Origin of the sequence: Lysinibacillus sphaericus, assembly GCF_015844675.1 — a bacterium.
In the GTDB taxonomy this organism is placed as follows: Bacteria; Bacillota; Bacilli; order Bacillales_A; family Planococcaceae; genus Lysinibacillus; species Lysinibacillus sphaericus_E.
The window spans coordinates 258,341-276,436 of record NZ_LDGC01000002.1 but is presented as its reverse complement, the minus strand read 5'-3'; the positions used below and the strand labels follow the sequence as shown (position 1 = coordinate 276,436).

Below are 18,096 nucleotides of genomic sequence, written 5' to 3'. Positions count from 1 at the left end.
CCAACTTTTAATTTTTATCGACATCTACCTTCTCAGTATGCCCCTAACGTAAAAAAAGTTCGCAAATTGCGAACTTTTTTTAGTGGGTACTTTATTGAGAAGCCTTGGCTAAAGCATCTTCCATACGCAGACGATCTCTTGTTAATATTGGCTTTAAATATTTACCTGTGTACGATCCACTGACTTCAACGACTTCTTCAGGTGTACCTGTCGCCACAATCGTACCACCTTTGTCGCCACCTTCTGGCCCTAGATCGATAATGTAGTCTGCTGTTTTGATGACATCTAAATTATGTTCGATGACTAGCACTGAATCACCATTTTCTACAAGGCGCTGTAAAACAACGAGTAAACGTGCAATATCATGCGCATGTAAGCCCGTTGTCGGCTCATCTAAAATATAGAATGATTTACCTGTTGAACGACGGTGTAATTCAGAAGCTAATTTCACACGCTGTGCCTCACCACCTGATAACGTTGTAGCAGGTTGTCCTAATTTCATATAGCCTAATCCTACATCCACGATTGTTTGTAGCTTACGTTGGATTTTCGGAATATTTTCGAAGAATACGACTGCGTTTTCAATCGTCATATCTAAAATATCCGCAATGCTCTTATCTTTATATTTCACTTCAAGTGTTTCACGGTTGTAACGCTTTCCATGACAAACTTCACATGGCACGTAAACATCTGGAAGGAAATGCATTTCAATTTTTATAATACCGTCACCACGACAAGCTTCACAGCGACCTCCCTTAACGTTGAAGCTAAAGCGACCTTTTTTATAGCCACGTACTTTTGCTTCGTTTGTTGCTGCGAAAACATCTCGAATATCATCGAAAACGCCTGTATACGTAGCGGGGTTTGAGCGAGGTGTACGACCGATTGGAGATTGGTCAATATCAATAACCTTTTCGAGCTCATCAATCCCCATCACCTCTTTATGTTCACCAGGCTTCACCTTTGAACGATTTAGCTTTTGAGCTAAGGACTTATATAAAATTTCATTAATAAGCGTTGATTTACCTGAACCTGAAACTCCAGTTACAGCAACGAATAAGCCTAGTGGCACATCCACTTTCACATTTTGAAGATTATTTTCCTTGGCACCTTTAATCGATAATTTGCGTCCATTCGGTTTACGGCGCTCAATTGGCAGTGGAATAAACTTCTTACCACTTAAATATTGCCCCGTCAAAGACTCTTCATTTTCCATAACTTCTTGCGGAGTTCCTGCCGCTACAATTTGACCGCCATGCACACCTGCACCAGGGCCAACATCAATCAAATAATCCGCCGCCAGCATTGTATCTTCATCGTGCTCGACAACAATAAGCGTATTGCCAATATCACGCATATTTTGAAGCGTACTAATAAGACGATCATTATCACGTTGATGCAAGCCGATTGATGGCTCATCTAAAATATAGAGCACACCTGTTAAGCGCGAGCCGATTTGTGTTGCAAGGCGAATTCGTTGCGCTTCTCCCCCTGAAAGTGTTCCTGCCGCTCGACTTAATGTTAAATAATCTAGCCCTACATTGACAAGGAAGCCAAGTCGCTCTTCAATTTCTCGTAAAACAAGTCGAGCAATTTTCATATCCTTTTCTGATAAATCCAGTTCTTTGAAAAATGTATCAGCTTCCTGAATGGAATACTGTGTAACTTCACCAACATGCTTATCTGCTAGTTTTACAGCTAATGTTTCAGGCTTTAAGCGATATCCTTTACAAGATGGACATGCTTGCTGCGCCATATATTTTTCCATTTGTTCACGCACGTAATCAGACGTTGTCTCCTTAAAACGGCGCTCCACATTACGGACAACCCCTTCGAATTCAATCATTTGATCTCGCACATTGCCAAATTCATTTTCATAATGGAAATGGATTTTATCTTTACCAGAACCATATAAAATTTTATCCATCTTTTCTTTCGGTAGATCCTTTACCGGTACGTCCATCGGGATCTCATAATGATCGCACACAGCCTTTAATAACTGTGGATAATATTGAGAGCTTGTCGGTTCCCACGGTGCTAAAGCATGCTCTAATAAACTTCGATCCCAATCAGGTACTACTAAATCAAGATCAACCTCTTGTGTCGAGCCTAAACCATCACAGCTTGGACAAGCTCCGAATGGACTGTTAAATGAAAACATACGAGGCTCTAGCTCACCGATTGAAAATCCACATAATGGACAAGCATGATGCTCACTAAATAATAATTCCTCATGTTCCATCACATCGACAAGTACTCGCCCATCTGCCAAACGTAATGCTGTCTCTAAGGAATCACTAAGACGTGCAGCGATGCCTTCCTTCATCACAACACGATCGATAACTACTTCTATTGAATGTTTTTTATTTTTATCAAGTTCAATTGAATCATCTAAATCACGTAGCTCACCGTCGATACGAACTCGAACAAAGCCTTGCTTTTTTAAATCTTCCAGTAGTTTTACGTGTGTTCCCTTACGCCCAGCTACCATTGGAGCAAGCAACTGCATTTTCGTTCTTTCTGGATAAGTTAATAAACGATCGACCATTTGCTCTATCGTTTGAGAGGTAATTTCTATACCGTGATTTGGACAAATAGGCTTACCGATACGTGCATAGAGCAAACGTAAATAATCATAGATTTCCGTTACTGTCCCAACTGTCGAACGTGGGTTACGGCTCGTCGTTTTTTGATCGATTGAAATAGCAGGAGATAATCCCTCTATTGCATCGACGTCTGGTTTATCCATTTGACCAAGGAATTGACGGGCATAGGCTGAAAGGGATTCTACATAACGGCGTTGTCCCTCAGCATAAATCGTATCGAACGCTAATGATGATTTCCCTGAGCCCGATAAACCTGTTAGCACGACTAATTGATCGCGTGGAATTGTGACATTAATATTTTTTAAATTATGTGCTCGTGCGCCCTGCACGACTATTTCAGTATTTTTCACAAGCCGTTCACCCTTCTAATTTCAATTCAAATATTGTATCGCGCAGCTCAGCAGCACGTTCGAAATCGAGTGCTTTTGCCGCTTCCTTCATTTCTACTTCTAGCGTAGCAAGTAACTGCTCTTTTTCCGCCTTCGTCAGCTTCTTACCTTTTGTAGCTTTCGCTACGTAAGTCTCTTCTTCCTCTGCCACCTGTGTCGCACGAATAACATCAGGAATTTTCTTCACAATCGTTTTCGGTGTAATGCCATGCTCCTCGTTATACGCCATTTGCAATGCTCGACGACGCTTCGTTTCCTCAATCGCCTTTTTCATCGAATCCGTCATATTATCTGCATACATAATGACATGACCATTAGCATTACGTGCTGCACGTCCAATCGTTTGAATTAATGAACGCTCTGAACGTAAAAAACCTTCCTTATCAGCATCTAAAATCGCCACAAGAGAAACTTCAGGAATATCTAGCCCTTCTCGTAATAAGTTAATGCCGATTAGAACATCATAAGTACCTTTTCGCAGCTCGCGAATAATTTCAATTCGCTCAAGCGTCTTAATCTCTGAATGCAAGTACTCTACCTTTAAGCCCATCTCTTTCAAATAAGCTGATAAATCCTCTGACATTTTTTTCGTCAACGTTGTAACGAGCACTCGTTCATTACGAGCAATACGACCTTGAATCTCATCGATTAAATCATCAATTTGCCCTTCAATAGGACGTACGTCAATTTGTGGATCCAGCAGCCCAGTTGGACGAATAATTTGCTGCACCATTTCCGGCGTATGCTCAAGCTCATACGGGCCAGGCGTTGCCGATACATAAATAGCTTGATGTATATGTTTCTCATATTCTTCAAAACGTAAAGGGCGGTTATCTAGCGCTGATGGCAAACGGAAGCCATGCTCAACTAGCACACCTTTACGTGCTTGGTCACCGTTGTACATCCCTCGAACTTGTGGCAAAGTAACGTGACTTTCATCGACAACAAGTAAAAAATCTTCAGGGAAATAATCAAGTAACGTATATGGCGTTGCCCCCGCTTCACGCAATGTTAAATGACGCGAGTAGTTTTCAATACCCGAGCAAAAGCCCATTTCACGCATCATTTCTAAATCATAACGAGTGCGTTGTTCTAAACGCTGCGCCTCTAATAACCTATCCTCCGAACGTAAATGAGCTAAACGCTCCTCCAACTCTTTTTCAATATTATCAATAGCTTTTAGCATTTTTTCTTCTCGTGTAACGAAGTGGGACGCTGGGAAAATAGCAACATGATCACGCTCTGCTAGTATTTCACCAGTTAACGCATCCACTTCGCGAATTCGATCAATCTCATCCCCGAAAAATTCCACGCGGATACAATGTTCATCACGAGATGCAGGGAAAATTTCCACTACATCACCACGTACCCGAAACGTCCCACGTGTAAAACTCACATCATTACGCTCATACTGTACATCGACCAACTTTCGAAGCAACTGATTACGTTCAATTTCCATTCCCGTACGCACTGATACGACCAGTTCACGATATTCTTCTGGAGAACCTAGACCATAAATACAGGACACGGATGCAATAATAATGACATCATCGCGCTCGAATAATGCAGATGTCGCAGAGTGACGCAACTTATCAATTTCATCATTAATGCTTGAATCTTTCTCGATATAAGTATCCGTCTGCGGTACATAGGCCTCTGGTTGGAAGTAATCATAGTAGCTGACAAAGTATTCTACTGCATTGTCAGGGAAGAACTCTTTAAACTCACTATATAATTGACCCGCTAGTGTTTTATTGTGTGCCATAATAAGTGTCGGTTTTTTTACTTCTTTAATGACATTAGAGATCGTAAACGTTTTTCCCGTTCCTGTTGCCCCAAGCAACGTTTGATGACGTTTACCTGCACGTACACCCTCCACTAATTCCGCAATTGCCTGTGGCTGATCTCCACTTGGCGTATATGGCGCTTGTAAATCAAATGTTTGCACACATGTCCCCGTCCTTTCCTTCCAATTTGTACATATATTTTAGCATAGCGTTATTAAAATTTCGAACATTTAACGAACGAATGTTTGTAATTTTTTTTCATCTGCTCTATTTGAGATGCATCGAATAGAACGTATGTACTGAAATAAACCAATTATGCCTCGGCATAATTGCGTCCGGAAGCCGCTTTGTGCTAAGGTCAGCAAATGTTTTTTGCGCAAAAGCGAAGCGGCAGCCGAAGATAAAGAAGTTAATTGCAACCTATCTATCAATAGATTACCCTTTCCAAATGTTAACTAATCGAGATGGAACGATGTAAATCCAAGACTTTGGCAGGAATTTCACTGTTTGGTGATGAATTGCTCATCGGGTTTAGATTTATTAAAGGGTTGTGTAAGTGGAGCCTAGGGGAGTTGATCAGGTAGATTGAAGAATTGATCGGGTTGCTGGGAAAACTGATCAGCTTGATTGAAAAAGTGATCGGGTTACCAGCTAAACTGATCAACTTGATTGAAAAAGTGATCGGGTTACCAGCTAAACTGATCAACTTGATTGAAAAAGTGATCGGGTTACCAGCTAAACTGATCAACTTGATTGAAAAAGTGATCGGGTTACCAGCTAAACTGATCAACTTGATTGAAAAAGTGATCGGGTTACCAGCTAAACTGATCAGCTTGATTGAAAAACTGCTCGGGTTACCAGTTAAACTGATCAGCTTGATTGAAAAACTGCTCGGGTTACCAGCTAAACTGATCAACCCTTACGCTACACAAAACATTTGTAGCTGACGCTCTGCTTTCTCTACATAAAACATTTTGCTGAAAGAAGTTAAAAAAGTGAGTTCGGTACATTACCGAACTCACTTTTACAAGCTGCCTGTTGCTAAAATTATTTCTAACAATGAGCATCTGTTTTCACTTCCTAGGCTCTCTCTTCAAACGAAAAGCTTATTGTAAAACCCCATTTATTCCACTACGACAAATATTATGAAAATGTTGTGAAACATGTACAATCAGCCTTTTGGAACATTATATTTACCACGTGCATGCGCAATAATAAACCATCAATTCCCAAAAGAAGGGTTCGGTGCTTTATTCACCATAAATTGACCAGTCGTACTATAAGTATCTACAGTTGATAATTGATGTGCAGAAATCGGCGTCACAGCAGAAAATAACAAAGTAAGTACTATAATAAACATCGATAATTTTTTTCTCATTTGAACAAATCCATTCTCTAAAAAGGAACTAACCCAAATGCGTTGAGCATTTGGGTTAGTAAAGAAATTACATGATGCCTGCGATAGTTAACGTACGTTTTAAAATTTTCGCAGTTTGTCCACGAGTAATTGAAATAGTAGGTTCAAAGGAACCATCTTGCATACCTGTCATAATATCAAGACTATTTAATAGCTTAATATAAGGGAGGTATTCAGAGCTAATATTGTTAGCGTCCTTAAAGTTAATCTCTTCATCAGCTTTCACATCCGCATTTACATATTCTAAAATGCGTGCCATCATTGCTGCCGCTTGCTGACGTGTAATTGGTTTCTCTGGGTTAAATGTTGAAGCAGTTGAACCTTTTGTAATACCCGCCTCGTACAGAGCTTGAATTTCTGTCGCATACCATTTGCCTTTTGTATCGTCAAATGGATTTTCACCTATTGCTTGTAAACCAAGTGCGCGACTAACAAATGCTGCAAATTGCGCACGAGTAATTGATATATCCGCTTCGAATGCCTCTGATGTAGTTCCTTGAATAACGTGTCGACTCGCCAAAAATTCTATTTCTTCTTTGTATACTGAATCTTCAATGTCCTTATATGTTACTGTACTTTCTTTTAAAACGAAGGTACCACTTGTTTTTGTGAATAGGACAATTTCACCCTTCACAATTTTATGTGGAACAGGTTTGTATTCACCAACATCAAGCTGTAACACGACAGTATTTGCTTTTAATTTGTTAGCTGCTGGTAATGTCACTTTTAAATATTCTTTATCTATAGAAATTGACTTTGATTTACCGTTAGTATCCTCAATTTCGAATGTCACAGTGAATTGTTTATTTTTATCATCTTTCGTTACTGATACAATTACTTGGTCTTTTTCAGCAAGATTAATGCCTTTAAATATAGAAGTAGGTACTTCTATTTTGAAATTCTTTTCACTTTGAATAACGAAATTTTTAATGTTCTTTTCAAGAGATTTTTGAATAGTTTCTGATGTAATCATTGCTTTATTACTACCATTTTCAATAGTAATCTCAGCTACAGAACCATCTTTATTATCTTTATTTGTTTCTTCAGCTCCAGGGTTGGGATCAAGAACAGATGATAAATAAAAGTTGCTATCTACATTTTCCCCTTCGTAAAAAGAAACTCGAACAGGTTCTTGTATATAGCCTTGTCCAAGAGTAAACTTTGCTTCTTCATCATTAACTTGATTATTAATAGTAGAACTAGATTCTAAATCGCTAGTTGCTAAATCACTCGTTTCAACTTGCTGTGTGTCTGCTAGAGCAGCGGGTGATAATAGCGAAAATGATAAGATGAAGATAATCGCTATATTCAACCATTTCTTATAAAAATCCATTTCTCTCCTCCTAATCTTGTTATAAGTGAATATATTTACAAATAACTCGAGAATAAAAAAGATGCTTCTCCAATAAAGAGGAGAGCAACTAAGGAAAACAGAAAAAGGCACGAAAATATAATTTACCTATCCATCTATTTGCCGTAATTTCTCCTAGCTTCCGAAGAGAGTTAATATGATGGAATAATGGTAGGTCTCCTGGCTCGTGTATCTTATTCAGAACCTTCCCATCTACTAGAGGCATTTTTCCTCGTTTGACAGTGGTAATTTCTGTAGTCATCTACACTTACAGTTGCGGAAACAGCTTCGGCTTGTACCGCATTCCCTATTAAGCTCTAAAAAGAGCACCTTTATTCTGCATTTGCTATTCACACAATGCTAAGTTTAACATATTTTTCTTTTTCTTCAAAATAGTTCAACAAAAAGTGAATATTTCTAGGCTTTACTCGTCAAAAAATACTTTTTGACGTTACTTCTATTGTAATAAATGGATTTTTATAATCTTAAATGATATTAACAAGAGTATTTCCATTTAATTAACAGTATATTAGTCGCAAGGTGAAGAGACTGCTCAATTGAAAGCTTTTAAATCCAACAGGGACCCACTTGGTATTTATACTTTTAAAGTTAATATTTTGAAATACTAAAAAGTAGAGAAAGTGAGACAAACCTCACTTTCTCTACTTTTTTATTTTTGTGAGTTAATCGGTAGTGTAACCTCCAGCTCAGGAATGTATTGAATCATTGGCTCACCATTTTCATCCAATTGATATTCACCTTTTGGATATTCTTTAAAGAGATGTATATATGGCTTAAGGGTTATTGTCTTTGGAATGGATTCAAAAGGTGTATATCGATGATCACTAATCATATCGCTACCATTTGACTCATACGGACCAAGACCACCATTTAGTTTTAGTTTATGACCTTGTTCATCAAAAACATCTATTCCCATTATTAGCTCTGCGATAGGTGAATTGTCTGTTAAAATGGTTCTTGTCGTTAAATTCGTTGTAATAGGAGTAAGCTGGATCTTTTCAATAGTAAAATGAATATTATCATATTGTCGACTTACATTAGGTTGTAAAGTTACATTGTCTTCAACTTTATTTTTCACAGGAATATCGATTTTTAAAGGGTCCTGTATACCAGTTATTGTAATAATCAATGTTAAATCAAACTGTTTAGGAAACGGACGCCCCCCTTGATTTCTCTCATCCGCAAATTCAATAATGGCAGAATCATTATCTTTACCTGGTTTTATATAAAATCCATTCATTGAATTTTCCGGATCCGGAGCAAAAGAATTACGGGGATTACCATTTATAAAAAATTCAATATTACTGATGTGATCTCCTAAAGTATCTTTTGAAAATTCACCCTCCATATGAGGGCGTTCAATAGCTATTGAAACGCGTGTACCATCATACACTACTTCCGATACATTTAATGTAAAATCATCGTGAGTAACACTTGTATGTAGTTTAGTTGAGAGCCCCTTTTCATCAGCAGTTTGCAGACCAAAATCACCAGCAAGTTTGAAAATAGATGAAAGCACGGGAACATGTTTGATTGTTGCAGCCAAAGTTGGTGAAACTAAGCTAGTAAAAAATATAAGACTTAAAATCATTGCTGTGGAGGCTGTAATCATCACCACTCTTTGACGCATTTTCTTAGAGGTTCTAGAACTTTCTGGCCGCTTTGTATAACGAGTGCTTTCAAATTTGCTCATTGTACGATTAACTAAATCAACTTCCATTGGGGTTTCCCGGATTAATCTTTCTAACTGATCTAACTCTTTATCCTCCTGTTTTGAACGAGTGTTCATAAATTTCCCCTCCCAACTTATTCTTTTTCAACAATTTTTTACGTAATCGTTCATATTTTTTTCGAACAGTAGTTGGTTTAAGTTCCATAATAGAAGCAATTTCGTCGAAGCTATATTCCTCTATCGATCGGAGTAACAAAATCCTTCTTTCGTCCATATTTAACTGTTCTAATAACTCATGAATGACATCGTCGTATTGAAATTCTTGTTCATACGTGTGATTGTGCGCATGATCTTTCTTAAAACCTGTCCAAAATTTATAGCCTTTATTTTTCTTTTTTATTAAATCAATACAGTGATGATGCGCAATTTTATAAAGCCATGCTGAGAAAGAAACAGTATAAGAAAAATTACTAATATTCTCTAATCCCTTTATAAAAATATCTTGTGAAGCATCCTCAGCTTCTTCTTTGTTTCCTAAAAGATAGTAGCAGTAAATATAGATTGGCTTTTGAAAACAACGAATTATTTCTGTATAGGCATGAATATCACCTGTTTGAACTTGTTCCACGATAGATTTTATATCTAAATCGGCTTTTTCCTTGGAGTTATTCAGTACAGTCAAATCTCTCCCCTCCTTTCTAACCTATATAACTGAAATTAATGGGGATTTGTGACACTATAAAAAAACTTTTTAAGGGAATTTTAAAAAAGCGACACAACTTAGGATGCTTTACTTCTATAACGGTGTATAGAATCCTGTCAAAAGAGACTCCAGAATGCTTTCTTTTCTTCTGTCGATTCTTCTACATGCTACCAATTCAAGGTATCCACTCATCAATCTTGCAAATAAAACCACAAAAAAATCCCACCCTCCAATATTAGAGAGCGGGCTCGTCATATTATTCAGTTGTATCTTGGTGTAAAGCTATTAGTTCGTTTGCGTATAGATGAAATGCCTTTTCATCTTTGTCATCGAGTGCTCTATCTATCAGAACCATGAGCTGCTCTTCACGATGCATACGCTGGATATGATTTAAAAATAAATCTAAATAAATCTCGTTTAATAATTTCTCTGCCTCATCAACTTTCTTTGTCTGACCAACGGCTTTTAGAAAATCTGTATACGAATAATATTTATCCAACGATCTCACCTCGATCCTTTTCTAAATTATAAGAAAATTGAAATTAAAATGCAATGCTTAAGAACTGAAAATCACTTCGATTTACTATTATTCTCGTGCTATTTTAAGCAATTTTTCTAAGCAATTGCTTGAAATAGCACGAACCTCCTTCGTTTATCTATATTTTCTGAATTTATTATTGTGTTTTACACTTCAAGAAGAAATAGAAAAGGAGGCTTACATAAATGTCAGCAAACTACGTCAATGGATATTTACTTTCTTTTAACACCTATTTACTTCAACCAGTTCAGTACGACTCTAAAATTTTCACTCGGGTAATTGATAAGCATAATGAACTTATTGTTACACGGAGGCCAATGCATATATTACGAAAATCTTGTATTTCACTAGGAACAACCTATGAAGCAGCGAAGCATTCCGCTAAACGCTTCTTCGGCAATCAACATAAACTTCCAATCGTTGTTGCTTATGATTATGGTTATCCGTGTATTTTTCTACCAATCTATTCGCCAAACTCTGTCCACAACATCTGGATTGGACTTCACGCCATTTCGAATATTGTACAAAGTAAAACGGGCTGTATCGTCACACTGAAAAACGATAAACAAATTGAATTACCCATTCAATATGCTTCGATTAGCAAGCAATTTGTCAATGCATCGATGTTATATAAGCATTACATGAATGAGCGCAAGCAGATTAGTCAGGACACCCCGAATCATCCACCTTTTTAAAGCGTTGAATTTCGCTTTGGTGTAATTGTAATGAAAATAAAAACCCCTCAAAAGCACACTTTTACTGTGCCTTTGAGGGGGACTTCATTACCCGATTTTCGAACGTAAGTATGCATTAATGAATGGATCTAAATCGCCATCCATCACCGCACCTACATTACCTGTTTCTTCATTTGTACGATGATCCTTCACCATTGAGTAAGGATGGAATACGTATGAACGAATTTGTGAACCCCAGCCGATTTCCTTCTGTTCACCACGGATTTCATCTAGCTGTGCCTGTTGCTTTTCAATCTCTAATTGATAGAGCTTCCCTTTTAACATCGTCATAGCTTTTTCACGGTTTTTAATTTGTGAACGTTCTGCCTGACATTGTACGACAGTACCAGTAGGTGTGTGCGTAATACGAACAGCTGAATCTGTCGTATTAATATGCTGACCACCTGCTCCTGTTGCACGATACGTATCAATTTTTAAATCCTCTGTGCGAATATCAATTTCAATATTATCATCGAATTCAGGCATAACATCACAAGAAACGAATGATGTATGACGACGACCCGAAGAGTCAAACGGTGAAATACGTACTAAACGATGAACACCTTTTTCTGCTTGCAAATAGCCGTAAGCATTATGACCCTTAATGGACAATGTTACAGATTTAATACCTGCTTCATCACCAGGAAGATAATCAACTGTTTCCACTTTAAAGCCACGTTTTTCAGTCCAGCGTGTGTACATACGAAGTAGCATTGAGCCCCAATCCTGAGATTCCGTACCACCTGCACCAGGGTGTAACTCTAAAATCGCATTGTTTTGATCATAAGGGCCACTTAATAGCAATTGCAGCTCAAAATCGCCCATTTTTTGCTGGAATTCTACTAATTCATTGCCTAGCTCCTCCTGCAATTCTTCGTCAGGCTCTTCTTGCAATAGCTCTAGCGTCATATCTAGGTTCTCGTGTGTTTCCACTAAATCTTTATATTCATTAACAATTGCCTTTAAGCCATTGCTCTCATTAATGATTACCTGTGCACCTTGCTGGTCATCCCAGAAGCCTGGCTCAAGCATCATTTCATCTAATTCCTGCATGCGTGCCTCTTTGTTTTCTAAGTCAAAGAGACCCCCTAAAGTCCGCCAATTTTTTGGCTGAAGTGTCTAACGCGTTACGTACATCTGCTAATTCAATCATTGTTAAATCCTCCGAACGTTTTTAATGGGGCAATATGGTAAAGATTTTATGACTTTAAAAGCATTAAGAAATGATTTTAAAATATTTCTCCCACACTTCTTTGAAACCCCGTATCTCTTTATTATAACGTTTTTACGAAGGAAAACATACTTTTTTACGGCACAGTTTTGTTTCTATCTTTATCATCATCAAAGATAACGTTGTTCGTCATTCGCGGAAATCCTCTACCTTGATCATATTGAACTAGTAACTTCGTTCGTTTTTCCAGTTTATATTTTAGTAAATACGCTCTTTGAATTCTGTATTCAAATGATCTGAAACTTAGATCCACAGTAATTTCATAGCCGTTCATAAAAATGACTTTTGTATTCTTTTTATCCATAGCTTGATAGTCCAAGATATGATGGACAGCAAACCATTGACATTCAGGTCGTATATAAGACTTACTTGGAAACCATACAATATTACTTCGTTCATGAACAACTATTGGATTTTTATTCAGCTTTCCTAGTATCATTCTCGATCCATCGAGAGCCCCTCTTAAACTTGAACCAAAATATCGTAGATTATAATCCATTAATTTTGTCGGCGCTAATTTTGAAATATATTCGTTATCCCTTTCAATTACGCGCGTGCACAAGTTTCCAAAGGCATCATACTCCGGCTTATACAACATCGTTTCGCTACTCATAATGTCATCATACTGCATCGTTAACCCTCCTTTATTTTTTTAGAAATATATTGGTATACCCCAAATGCATTTCCTCGAGAAGGTCTTCCGCGGACTGCTGCTCTCGAGGATTTTTTTATCTCCACATATCGATCACCTCCTCTGTTATTTTCCAAATCTTTCAGACTATACACGTATATTCATAATAAATCAGAAAAAAGTTATAAACATTACCCTTTTTATTGAACTATTTACCTATTGTTGTAGTATTATGTACCTTATTCTGAATTTTCCGATTTTTCATCGCGCTAAATCGTGAAAATATCCTAGACATAGAAAAAAGACCATTTTAACAATAAGTTAAAATGGTCTTTTCCGTCATTATATTGTTATTGACCTGCACCATGGCAGTTTTTAAATTTCTTACCGCTTCCACATGGACACAAATCATTACGTCCGATATTTTCAGACTTACGGACAGGTTGCTTTTTCGGAGCTGAACCGCCATCCTCTTTCGGATTAACAGCTTGACCTTTTGCAACTTCCTCACGCTCTAAATTATTGTGGATTTCTGCTTTCATCGCATATTTTGCTACATCCTCGCGAATGGAAGCAACCATATCTTCAAACATAGCAAAGCCTTCTTGTTGATACTCACGAAGCGGGTCATTTTGACCATATGCACGAAGGTGGATACCTTGACGTAGCTGATCCATAGCATCAATATGATCAATCCACTTCGTATCAATTGAACGTAATAAGATAACTTTTTCAAATTCACGCATACGCTCTGATGTAAGCTGCTCTTCTTTTTCATCATAACGTGCTTGGACAGTGTTCGATATTAGCTGGTTAATCTCTTCTGCAGATTTACCTTGGAAATCTTCCACCTTCAGAACGCCTTCATCTAATAGGTTTGCAGCGACAAAGTCATCAATCGCTTTTAAGTTCCAATCCTTCTGCTCACCTTGCGTATACACTGCGACAATGTCATCGATTGTTTCTTGAATCATTGACTCAACAAGCACGCGCATATTTTCTGTTTCTAATACGTCGTAACGCTCTTGATAAATAATCTCACGTTGCTGACGTAGCACATCATCATATTGTAATAAACGTTTACGAGAATCGAAGTTATTACCTTCAACACGTTTTTGAGCTGATTCTACCGCTCTTGAAACAACTTTAGATTGAAGTGGCTGTGAATCATCCATCCCTAATTTCATCATCATAGATTTCATATTATCAGAGCCGAAACGACGCATTAATTCATCTTCTAATGACAGGTAGAATTGAGTAACCCCTGGATTCCCTTGACGACCAGAACGACCACGCAGCTGATTATCGATACGACGAGATTCATGACGCTCCGTACCAATTACCGCTAGACCGCCAATCTCCATTACACCTTCTCCAGGCTTAATATCTGTACCACGACCAGCCATGTTCGTAGCGATTGTTACGGCACCCTTCATACCAGCATTCGCAATAATTTCTGCTTCACGCTCATGGTTCTTCGCGTTTAAAACGTTATGTGGGATTTTATGTTTATTCAATAAATCAGAAATAATTTCAGATGTTTCAATAGCAACAGTACCGACAAGAACTGGTTGTCCAGCTTTATGGCGCTCTGCAATATCTGCCGCCACCGCTTTATATTTCCCTTCCATCGAAGCAAAAATTAAATCAGGACGGTCATCACGAGCAATCGGCTTATTCGTTGGAATCGCCACAACACTCATATTATAAATATTACGGAATTCCTCTTCCTCTGTTTTCGCTGTACCTGTCATACCTGAAAGCTTTTGATACATACGGAAATAGTTTTGGAATGTAATTGTCGCCATCGTCATCGATTCATTTTGAATCTCTACGCCCTCTTTGGCCTCGATTGCTTGGTGCAGCCCATCTGAGTAGCGACGACCTTTCATTAAACGACCAGTAAAGCCGTCAACAATAATGATTTCGCCTTCTTGTACAACATAATCAATATCATTATGCATACTTACATGTGCCTTTAACGATTGGTTAATCGCATGGTTTAAACGTACATGTGTTAAATCAAATAGGTTATCAATGCCAAATGCTTTCTCAGCTTTTTCAACACCAGCATCTGTCAACGTAACACCCTTTGTCGACTCTTCGTATGTGTAATCCGTTTCCGCACTTAACATACGAACAAACGCATTAGACTGTTTATAAAGCTGCGCCGATTTCCCAGCCTGACCCGAAATAATTAATGGCGTACGCGCTTCATCAATTAAAATCGAGTCAACCTCATCGATTACCGCAAAATGTAGCGGACGTTGTACACGTTCTTCTTTATAAAGCACCATATTATCACGTAAATAGTCAAAGCCTAGCTCATTGTTCGTACTATACGTAATATCAGCTTCATAAGCAGCACGTTTTTCTTCTTTAGACAGGCTGTTCAAATTTAAACCAACCGTTAAGCCTAAGAAATTATACAGATGTCCCATTTCCTCAGCATCACGACCCGCTAAATATTCATTGACTGTTACAACATGTACGCCTTTACCAGTAATGGCATTCAAGTAAACAGCCATCGTAGCTGTTAACGTTTTACCTTCACCAGTTTTCATTTCCGCAATATTACCTTCATCTAATGCCGCAGCACCCATAATTTGTACACGGAATGGGTACATCTCTAACACACGCTTTGATGCTTCACGACATACCGCAAAAGCTTCCGCACGAATCGACTCTAAAGGCTCTCCGTCCGCAAAACGTTTTTTAAACTCTTCTGTTTTCGCTTGTAACTGATCATCTGAAAGCTGTTCCATTTGAGAAGCGAATCCCTCAACCTGGTCAGCGATTTTTTCTAATTTTTTTAGTTCACGTTTATTGAAATCAAATAATTTATTTAATAGGTTTACCATGAATTTTTTCACTTCCTATATAGTCTCAACTTTCATTTTACCATTGTATAACAGATTCATGCAAACAGAGTCCCTAGCATAAAAAGCAAGCTCATAAAAAAGGCTCCCGCTTTTCGCGAGAGCCTTTGTATATGATCAATTATGCCTCGGCATAATTGCGTCCTGAATCGGCTTTGTGCTTGCACAAAGAACTCCTTTCCGATTCCGTGACATCCGCCGGAGGCTTTAACTTATTTCAGCGGATATTTGGACTCCTGCTGAAATAAGTTAAAGTTTAAGTTGTTTCAATTAAGCCATATTTACCGTCTTTGCGTTTGTAGACAATATTTGTGCCGTTTGATTCCGCATCTGTAAAGATATAGAAATCATGCCCTAGCATATTCATTTGTAAAACAGCCTCTTCTTGATCCATCGGTTTTAAATCAAATTGCTTTGTACGAACAATTGAGTATTCATCTTCCTCTGTCACTGCATCAGCGGCTGCTTGAGAAGTAGCAAAATAAAGGCCTGTACCTTCACGTTCACGGAATTTACGGTTTACTTTCGTTTTATGCTTACGTATTTGACGTTCTAATTTATCAACGATCAAATCAATCGCAGCATACATATCTGTATGACGCTCTTCTGCACGAAGAGTTAAGTTCTTCATTGGAATTGTAACTTCCACTTTCGTTTGCTTGTCATTATAAACCTTTAAATTTACGTTAGCGTTGGCGTTAACATCTTCGTTAAAATAACGTTCAACTTTCTCGACTTTGTTCTCAACATACTCTCGAATAGCTGGAGTTACCTCAATATTTTCACCACGAATGTTAAAGTTTAACATGTAAACTCCTCCTTTATAACTGCTATACTTACTATTTCTACACAAGTGTGCGAAATTCCTCTAAAATAATTCTTTTTTTAAAAAAAATTTTTCCTACAATAATGTATAGCATCTGCGAAAGCAAAGAAGTTAGGTAAGGGATGAACAAAATCCACCTCTTGATGAATTTTCATTTTATAAATGAATATTATTTAGTTTTGCCTCATCTGCTTCTTTTCTTCGGCGTAACTTCAACTCTTCGACAATCAAATCTTCAACCGATTCTTGATCACTGAAATTCACACCATACTGCTTACCAGTACCAAAAGGACGGCTCCAAATGACTTCTCCATAAGCTCGTACCTCTCTTGTATCCAGAATAAAGCGTAAATCCAAAGGACGAGGATTAACACCTAAATCCACCTCAGTAAACATTTTTAACCCTCGTGGACTTATATCAAGCAAGTCTGCCATTGCCGTTTGCGCTTGATTGACTCTACCATCCTCGTATACTGCAAAAGTCATTTTAACAGGCTCCTCAAATTTAAATCGAAAGCCTTCTTGGCGCTTAAATATCATCTTCCCACCTCAATACTATTCTAAACATCTATTTTCCTTGATTATGACACGATGCATGTTTTATATACAGAGGGAATAAGTAACATATTTTACTGAGTAAAGACCTATTTTATGAGTATGTAAACGGTTCCCTTTCGTAATGATAAAAATGCCAAGTCTAGCTTTTCTCGAAGAAAAGAGACCATCATAATTGATGGCCTCTATGTTGTCTAAATTTGTCCAGCGTTTCCCTGACCGAATTGCTGTTGTCGATTAATGCGAATAACTTCCTTCCAAGTATCACGGAATTCCGTCACTAATTCCTCAACTTCTTCAATAATAGCAATTTCATTTTTAATGTTTGCCTCGACTAGACGACGATTCATATATTCATAAAGAGCAAGCATATTTTTTGACATCTCGATATCCATATTCAACGTCGCCATCAGCTCACTAATAATCGCCTGTGCTTTTTGAAGATTTGTGTTTTTTTCTTGGATATTCTTTTCTTGGATCGCTAGTTTAGCCTTATGCAAAAACTTCAAGCATCCATTATAAAGCATTAACGTCAGCTCACCAGGAGAAGCAGTGGTAACACTATTTTGTTTGTACGCATTTTGTGCTGTTAGATTTGCTGCCAATAAAGGACAACTCCTTTGAAAGGTTACTTATTTACTAGTTTAAACCATTTTGTGAAGAAAAGCTAATTCAGCAATTACACCTCGGCGGAATTACGTCTGGATTGTGAACTGTGTGATTACAATTCACTCCTTTTAAAATCTATGACATCCG

At 37.8% G+C, this 18,096-nt stretch carries 15 protein-coding genes and 1 riboswitch; of the genes, 2 read left to right on the top strand and 13 right to left on the bottom strand.

What is annotated here, in order from left to right; genetic code table 11:
• Nucleotides 1-91 precede the first annotated feature (91 nt).
• Together uvrA and uvrB are read right to left on the bottom strand one after the other, a co-directional pair.
• Nucleotides 92-2,956: an excinuclease ABC subunit UvrA gene (gene uvrA, locus ABE34_RS01190; RefSeq protein WP_197139820.1), complete on the bottom strand. Its 2,865-nt coding sequence runs from the start codon at nt 2,954-2,956 to the stop codon at nt 92-94.
• A gap of 7 nt (nt 2,957-2,963) precedes the next feature.
• Nucleotides 2,964-4,943, bottom strand: a complete 1,980-nt coding sequence (uvrB, locus tag ABE34_RS01185; RefSeq protein WP_197139819.1) for an excinuclease ABC subunit UvrB — start codon at nt 4,941-4,943, stop codon at nt 2,964-2,966.
• Nucleotides 4,944-5,375: 432 nt separating this feature from the next.
• On the opposite strand from uvrB, the gene ABE34_RS01180 reads away from it, so the two are divergent.
• Nucleotides 5,376-5,729, top strand: coding sequence for a hypothetical protein (locus ABE34_RS01180; protein WP_197139818.1), 354 nt, complete (start codon nt 5,376-5,378; stop codon nt 5,727-5,729).
• A gap of 275 nt (nt 5,730-6,004) precedes the next feature.
• Here the strand turns inward: ABE34_RS01180 and ABE34_RS01175 are convergent, their stop codons facing one another.
• The 5 genes from ABE34_RS01175 to ABE34_RS01155 form a co-directional block, all read right to left on the bottom strand.
• Nucleotides 6,005-6,160: a hypothetical protein gene (locus tag ABE34_RS01175; protein ID WP_197139817.1), complete on the bottom strand. Its 156-nt coding sequence runs from the start codon at nt 6,158-6,160 to the stop codon at nt 6,005-6,007.
• Nucleotides 6,161-6,227: 67 nt separating this feature from the next.
• Nucleotides 6,228-7,532, bottom strand: a complete 1,305-nt coding sequence (locus ABE34_RS01170) for an S-layer homology domain-containing protein (protein ID WP_197139816.1) — start codon at nt 7,530-7,532, stop codon at nt 6,228-6,230.
• A gap of 171 nt (nt 7,533-7,703) precedes the next feature.
• A riboswitch (cobalamin riboswitch) is annotated at nt 7,704-7,899 on the bottom strand.
• Between the two features lie 321 nt (nt 7,900-8,220).
• Nucleotides 8,221-9,360: a DUF4179 domain-containing protein gene (locus ABE34_RS01165; RefSeq protein ID WP_197139815.1), complete on the bottom strand. Its 1,140-nt coding sequence runs from the start codon at nt 9,358-9,360 to the stop codon at nt 8,221-8,223.
• Nucleotides 9,332-9,925 carry an RNA polymerase sigma factor gene (locus ABE34_RS01160; protein ID WP_197139814.1) on the bottom strand — a complete coding sequence of 198 codons (594 nt, stop codon included), beginning with the start codon at nt 9,923-9,925 and terminating at the stop codon, nt 9,332-9,334. Before ABE34_RS01160 ends, ABE34_RS01165 begins: the two co-directional genes overlap by 29 nt.
• A gap of 277 nt (nt 9,926-10,202) precedes the next feature.
• Complete coding sequence (locus ABE34_RS01155) at nt 10,203-10,445, bottom strand: IDEAL domain-containing protein (protein ID WP_197139952.1); 243 nt, start codon at nt 10,443-10,445, stop codon at nt 10,203-10,205.
• 224 nt (nt 10,446-10,669) lie between these two features.
• Between ABE34_RS01155 and ABE34_RS01150 the strand changes: the two genes are divergently transcribed.
• Nucleotides 10,670-11,179 carry a competence protein ComK gene (locus ABE34_RS01150; protein ID WP_197139812.1) on the top strand — a complete coding sequence of 170 codons (510 nt, stop codon included), beginning with the start codon at nt 10,670-10,672 and terminating at the stop codon, nt 11,177-11,179.
• Between the two features lie 87 nt (nt 11,180-11,266).
• Here ABE34_RS01150 and prfB read toward each other — a convergent pair.
• From prfB to fliS, 6 genes are all read right to left on the bottom strand, one after another.
• Nucleotides 11,267-12,371, bottom strand: a protein-coding gene (gene prfB, locus ABE34_RS01145) for a peptide chain release factor 2 (RefSeq protein ID WP_206700689.1) whose coding sequence is annotated in 2 segments (ribosomal slippage) — nt 11,267-12,295 and nt 12,297-12,371 — 1,104 coding nt in all. Because the reading frame shifts where the segments join, the coding sequence is not laid out codon by codon here.
• Nucleotides 12,372-12,525: 154 nt separating this feature from the next.
• Nucleotides 12,526-13,080: a competence protein ComK gene (locus ABE34_RS01140; protein ID WP_197139810.1), complete on the bottom strand. Its 555-nt coding sequence runs from the start codon at nt 13,078-13,080 to the stop codon at nt 12,526-12,528.
• 350 nt (nt 13,081-13,430) lie between these two features.
• Nucleotides 13,431-15,941, bottom strand: coding sequence for a preprotein translocase subunit SecA (gene secA / locus ABE34_RS01135; protein WP_197139808.1), 2,511 nt, complete (start codon nt 15,939-15,941; stop codon nt 13,431-13,433).
• Between the two features lie 274 nt (nt 15,942-16,215).
• Nucleotides 16,216-16,767 carry a ribosome hibernation-promoting factor, HPF/YfiA family gene (gene hpf, locus ABE34_RS01130; protein ID WP_079559522.1) on the bottom strand — a complete coding sequence of 184 codons (552 nt, stop codon included), beginning with the start codon at nt 16,765-16,767 and terminating at the stop codon, nt 16,216-16,218.
• A 174-nt stretch (nt 16,768-16,941) separates the two neighbouring features.
• Nucleotides 16,942-17,325 (bottom strand): PilZ domain-containing protein, encoded by a 384-nt coding sequence (locus tag ABE34_RS01125; RefSeq protein ID WP_197139807.1) that lies wholly within the window; start codon nt 17,323-17,325, stop codon nt 16,942-16,944.
• Nucleotides 17,326-17,534: 209 nt separating this feature from the next.
• On the bottom strand, nt 17,535-17,945 hold the full coding sequence (gene fliS / locus ABE34_RS01120; RefSeq protein ID WP_197139806.1) for a flagellar export chaperone FliS: 411 nt from the start codon (nt 17,943-17,945) through the stop codon (nt 17,535-17,537).
• Nucleotides 17,946-18,096 lie beyond the last annotated feature (151 nt).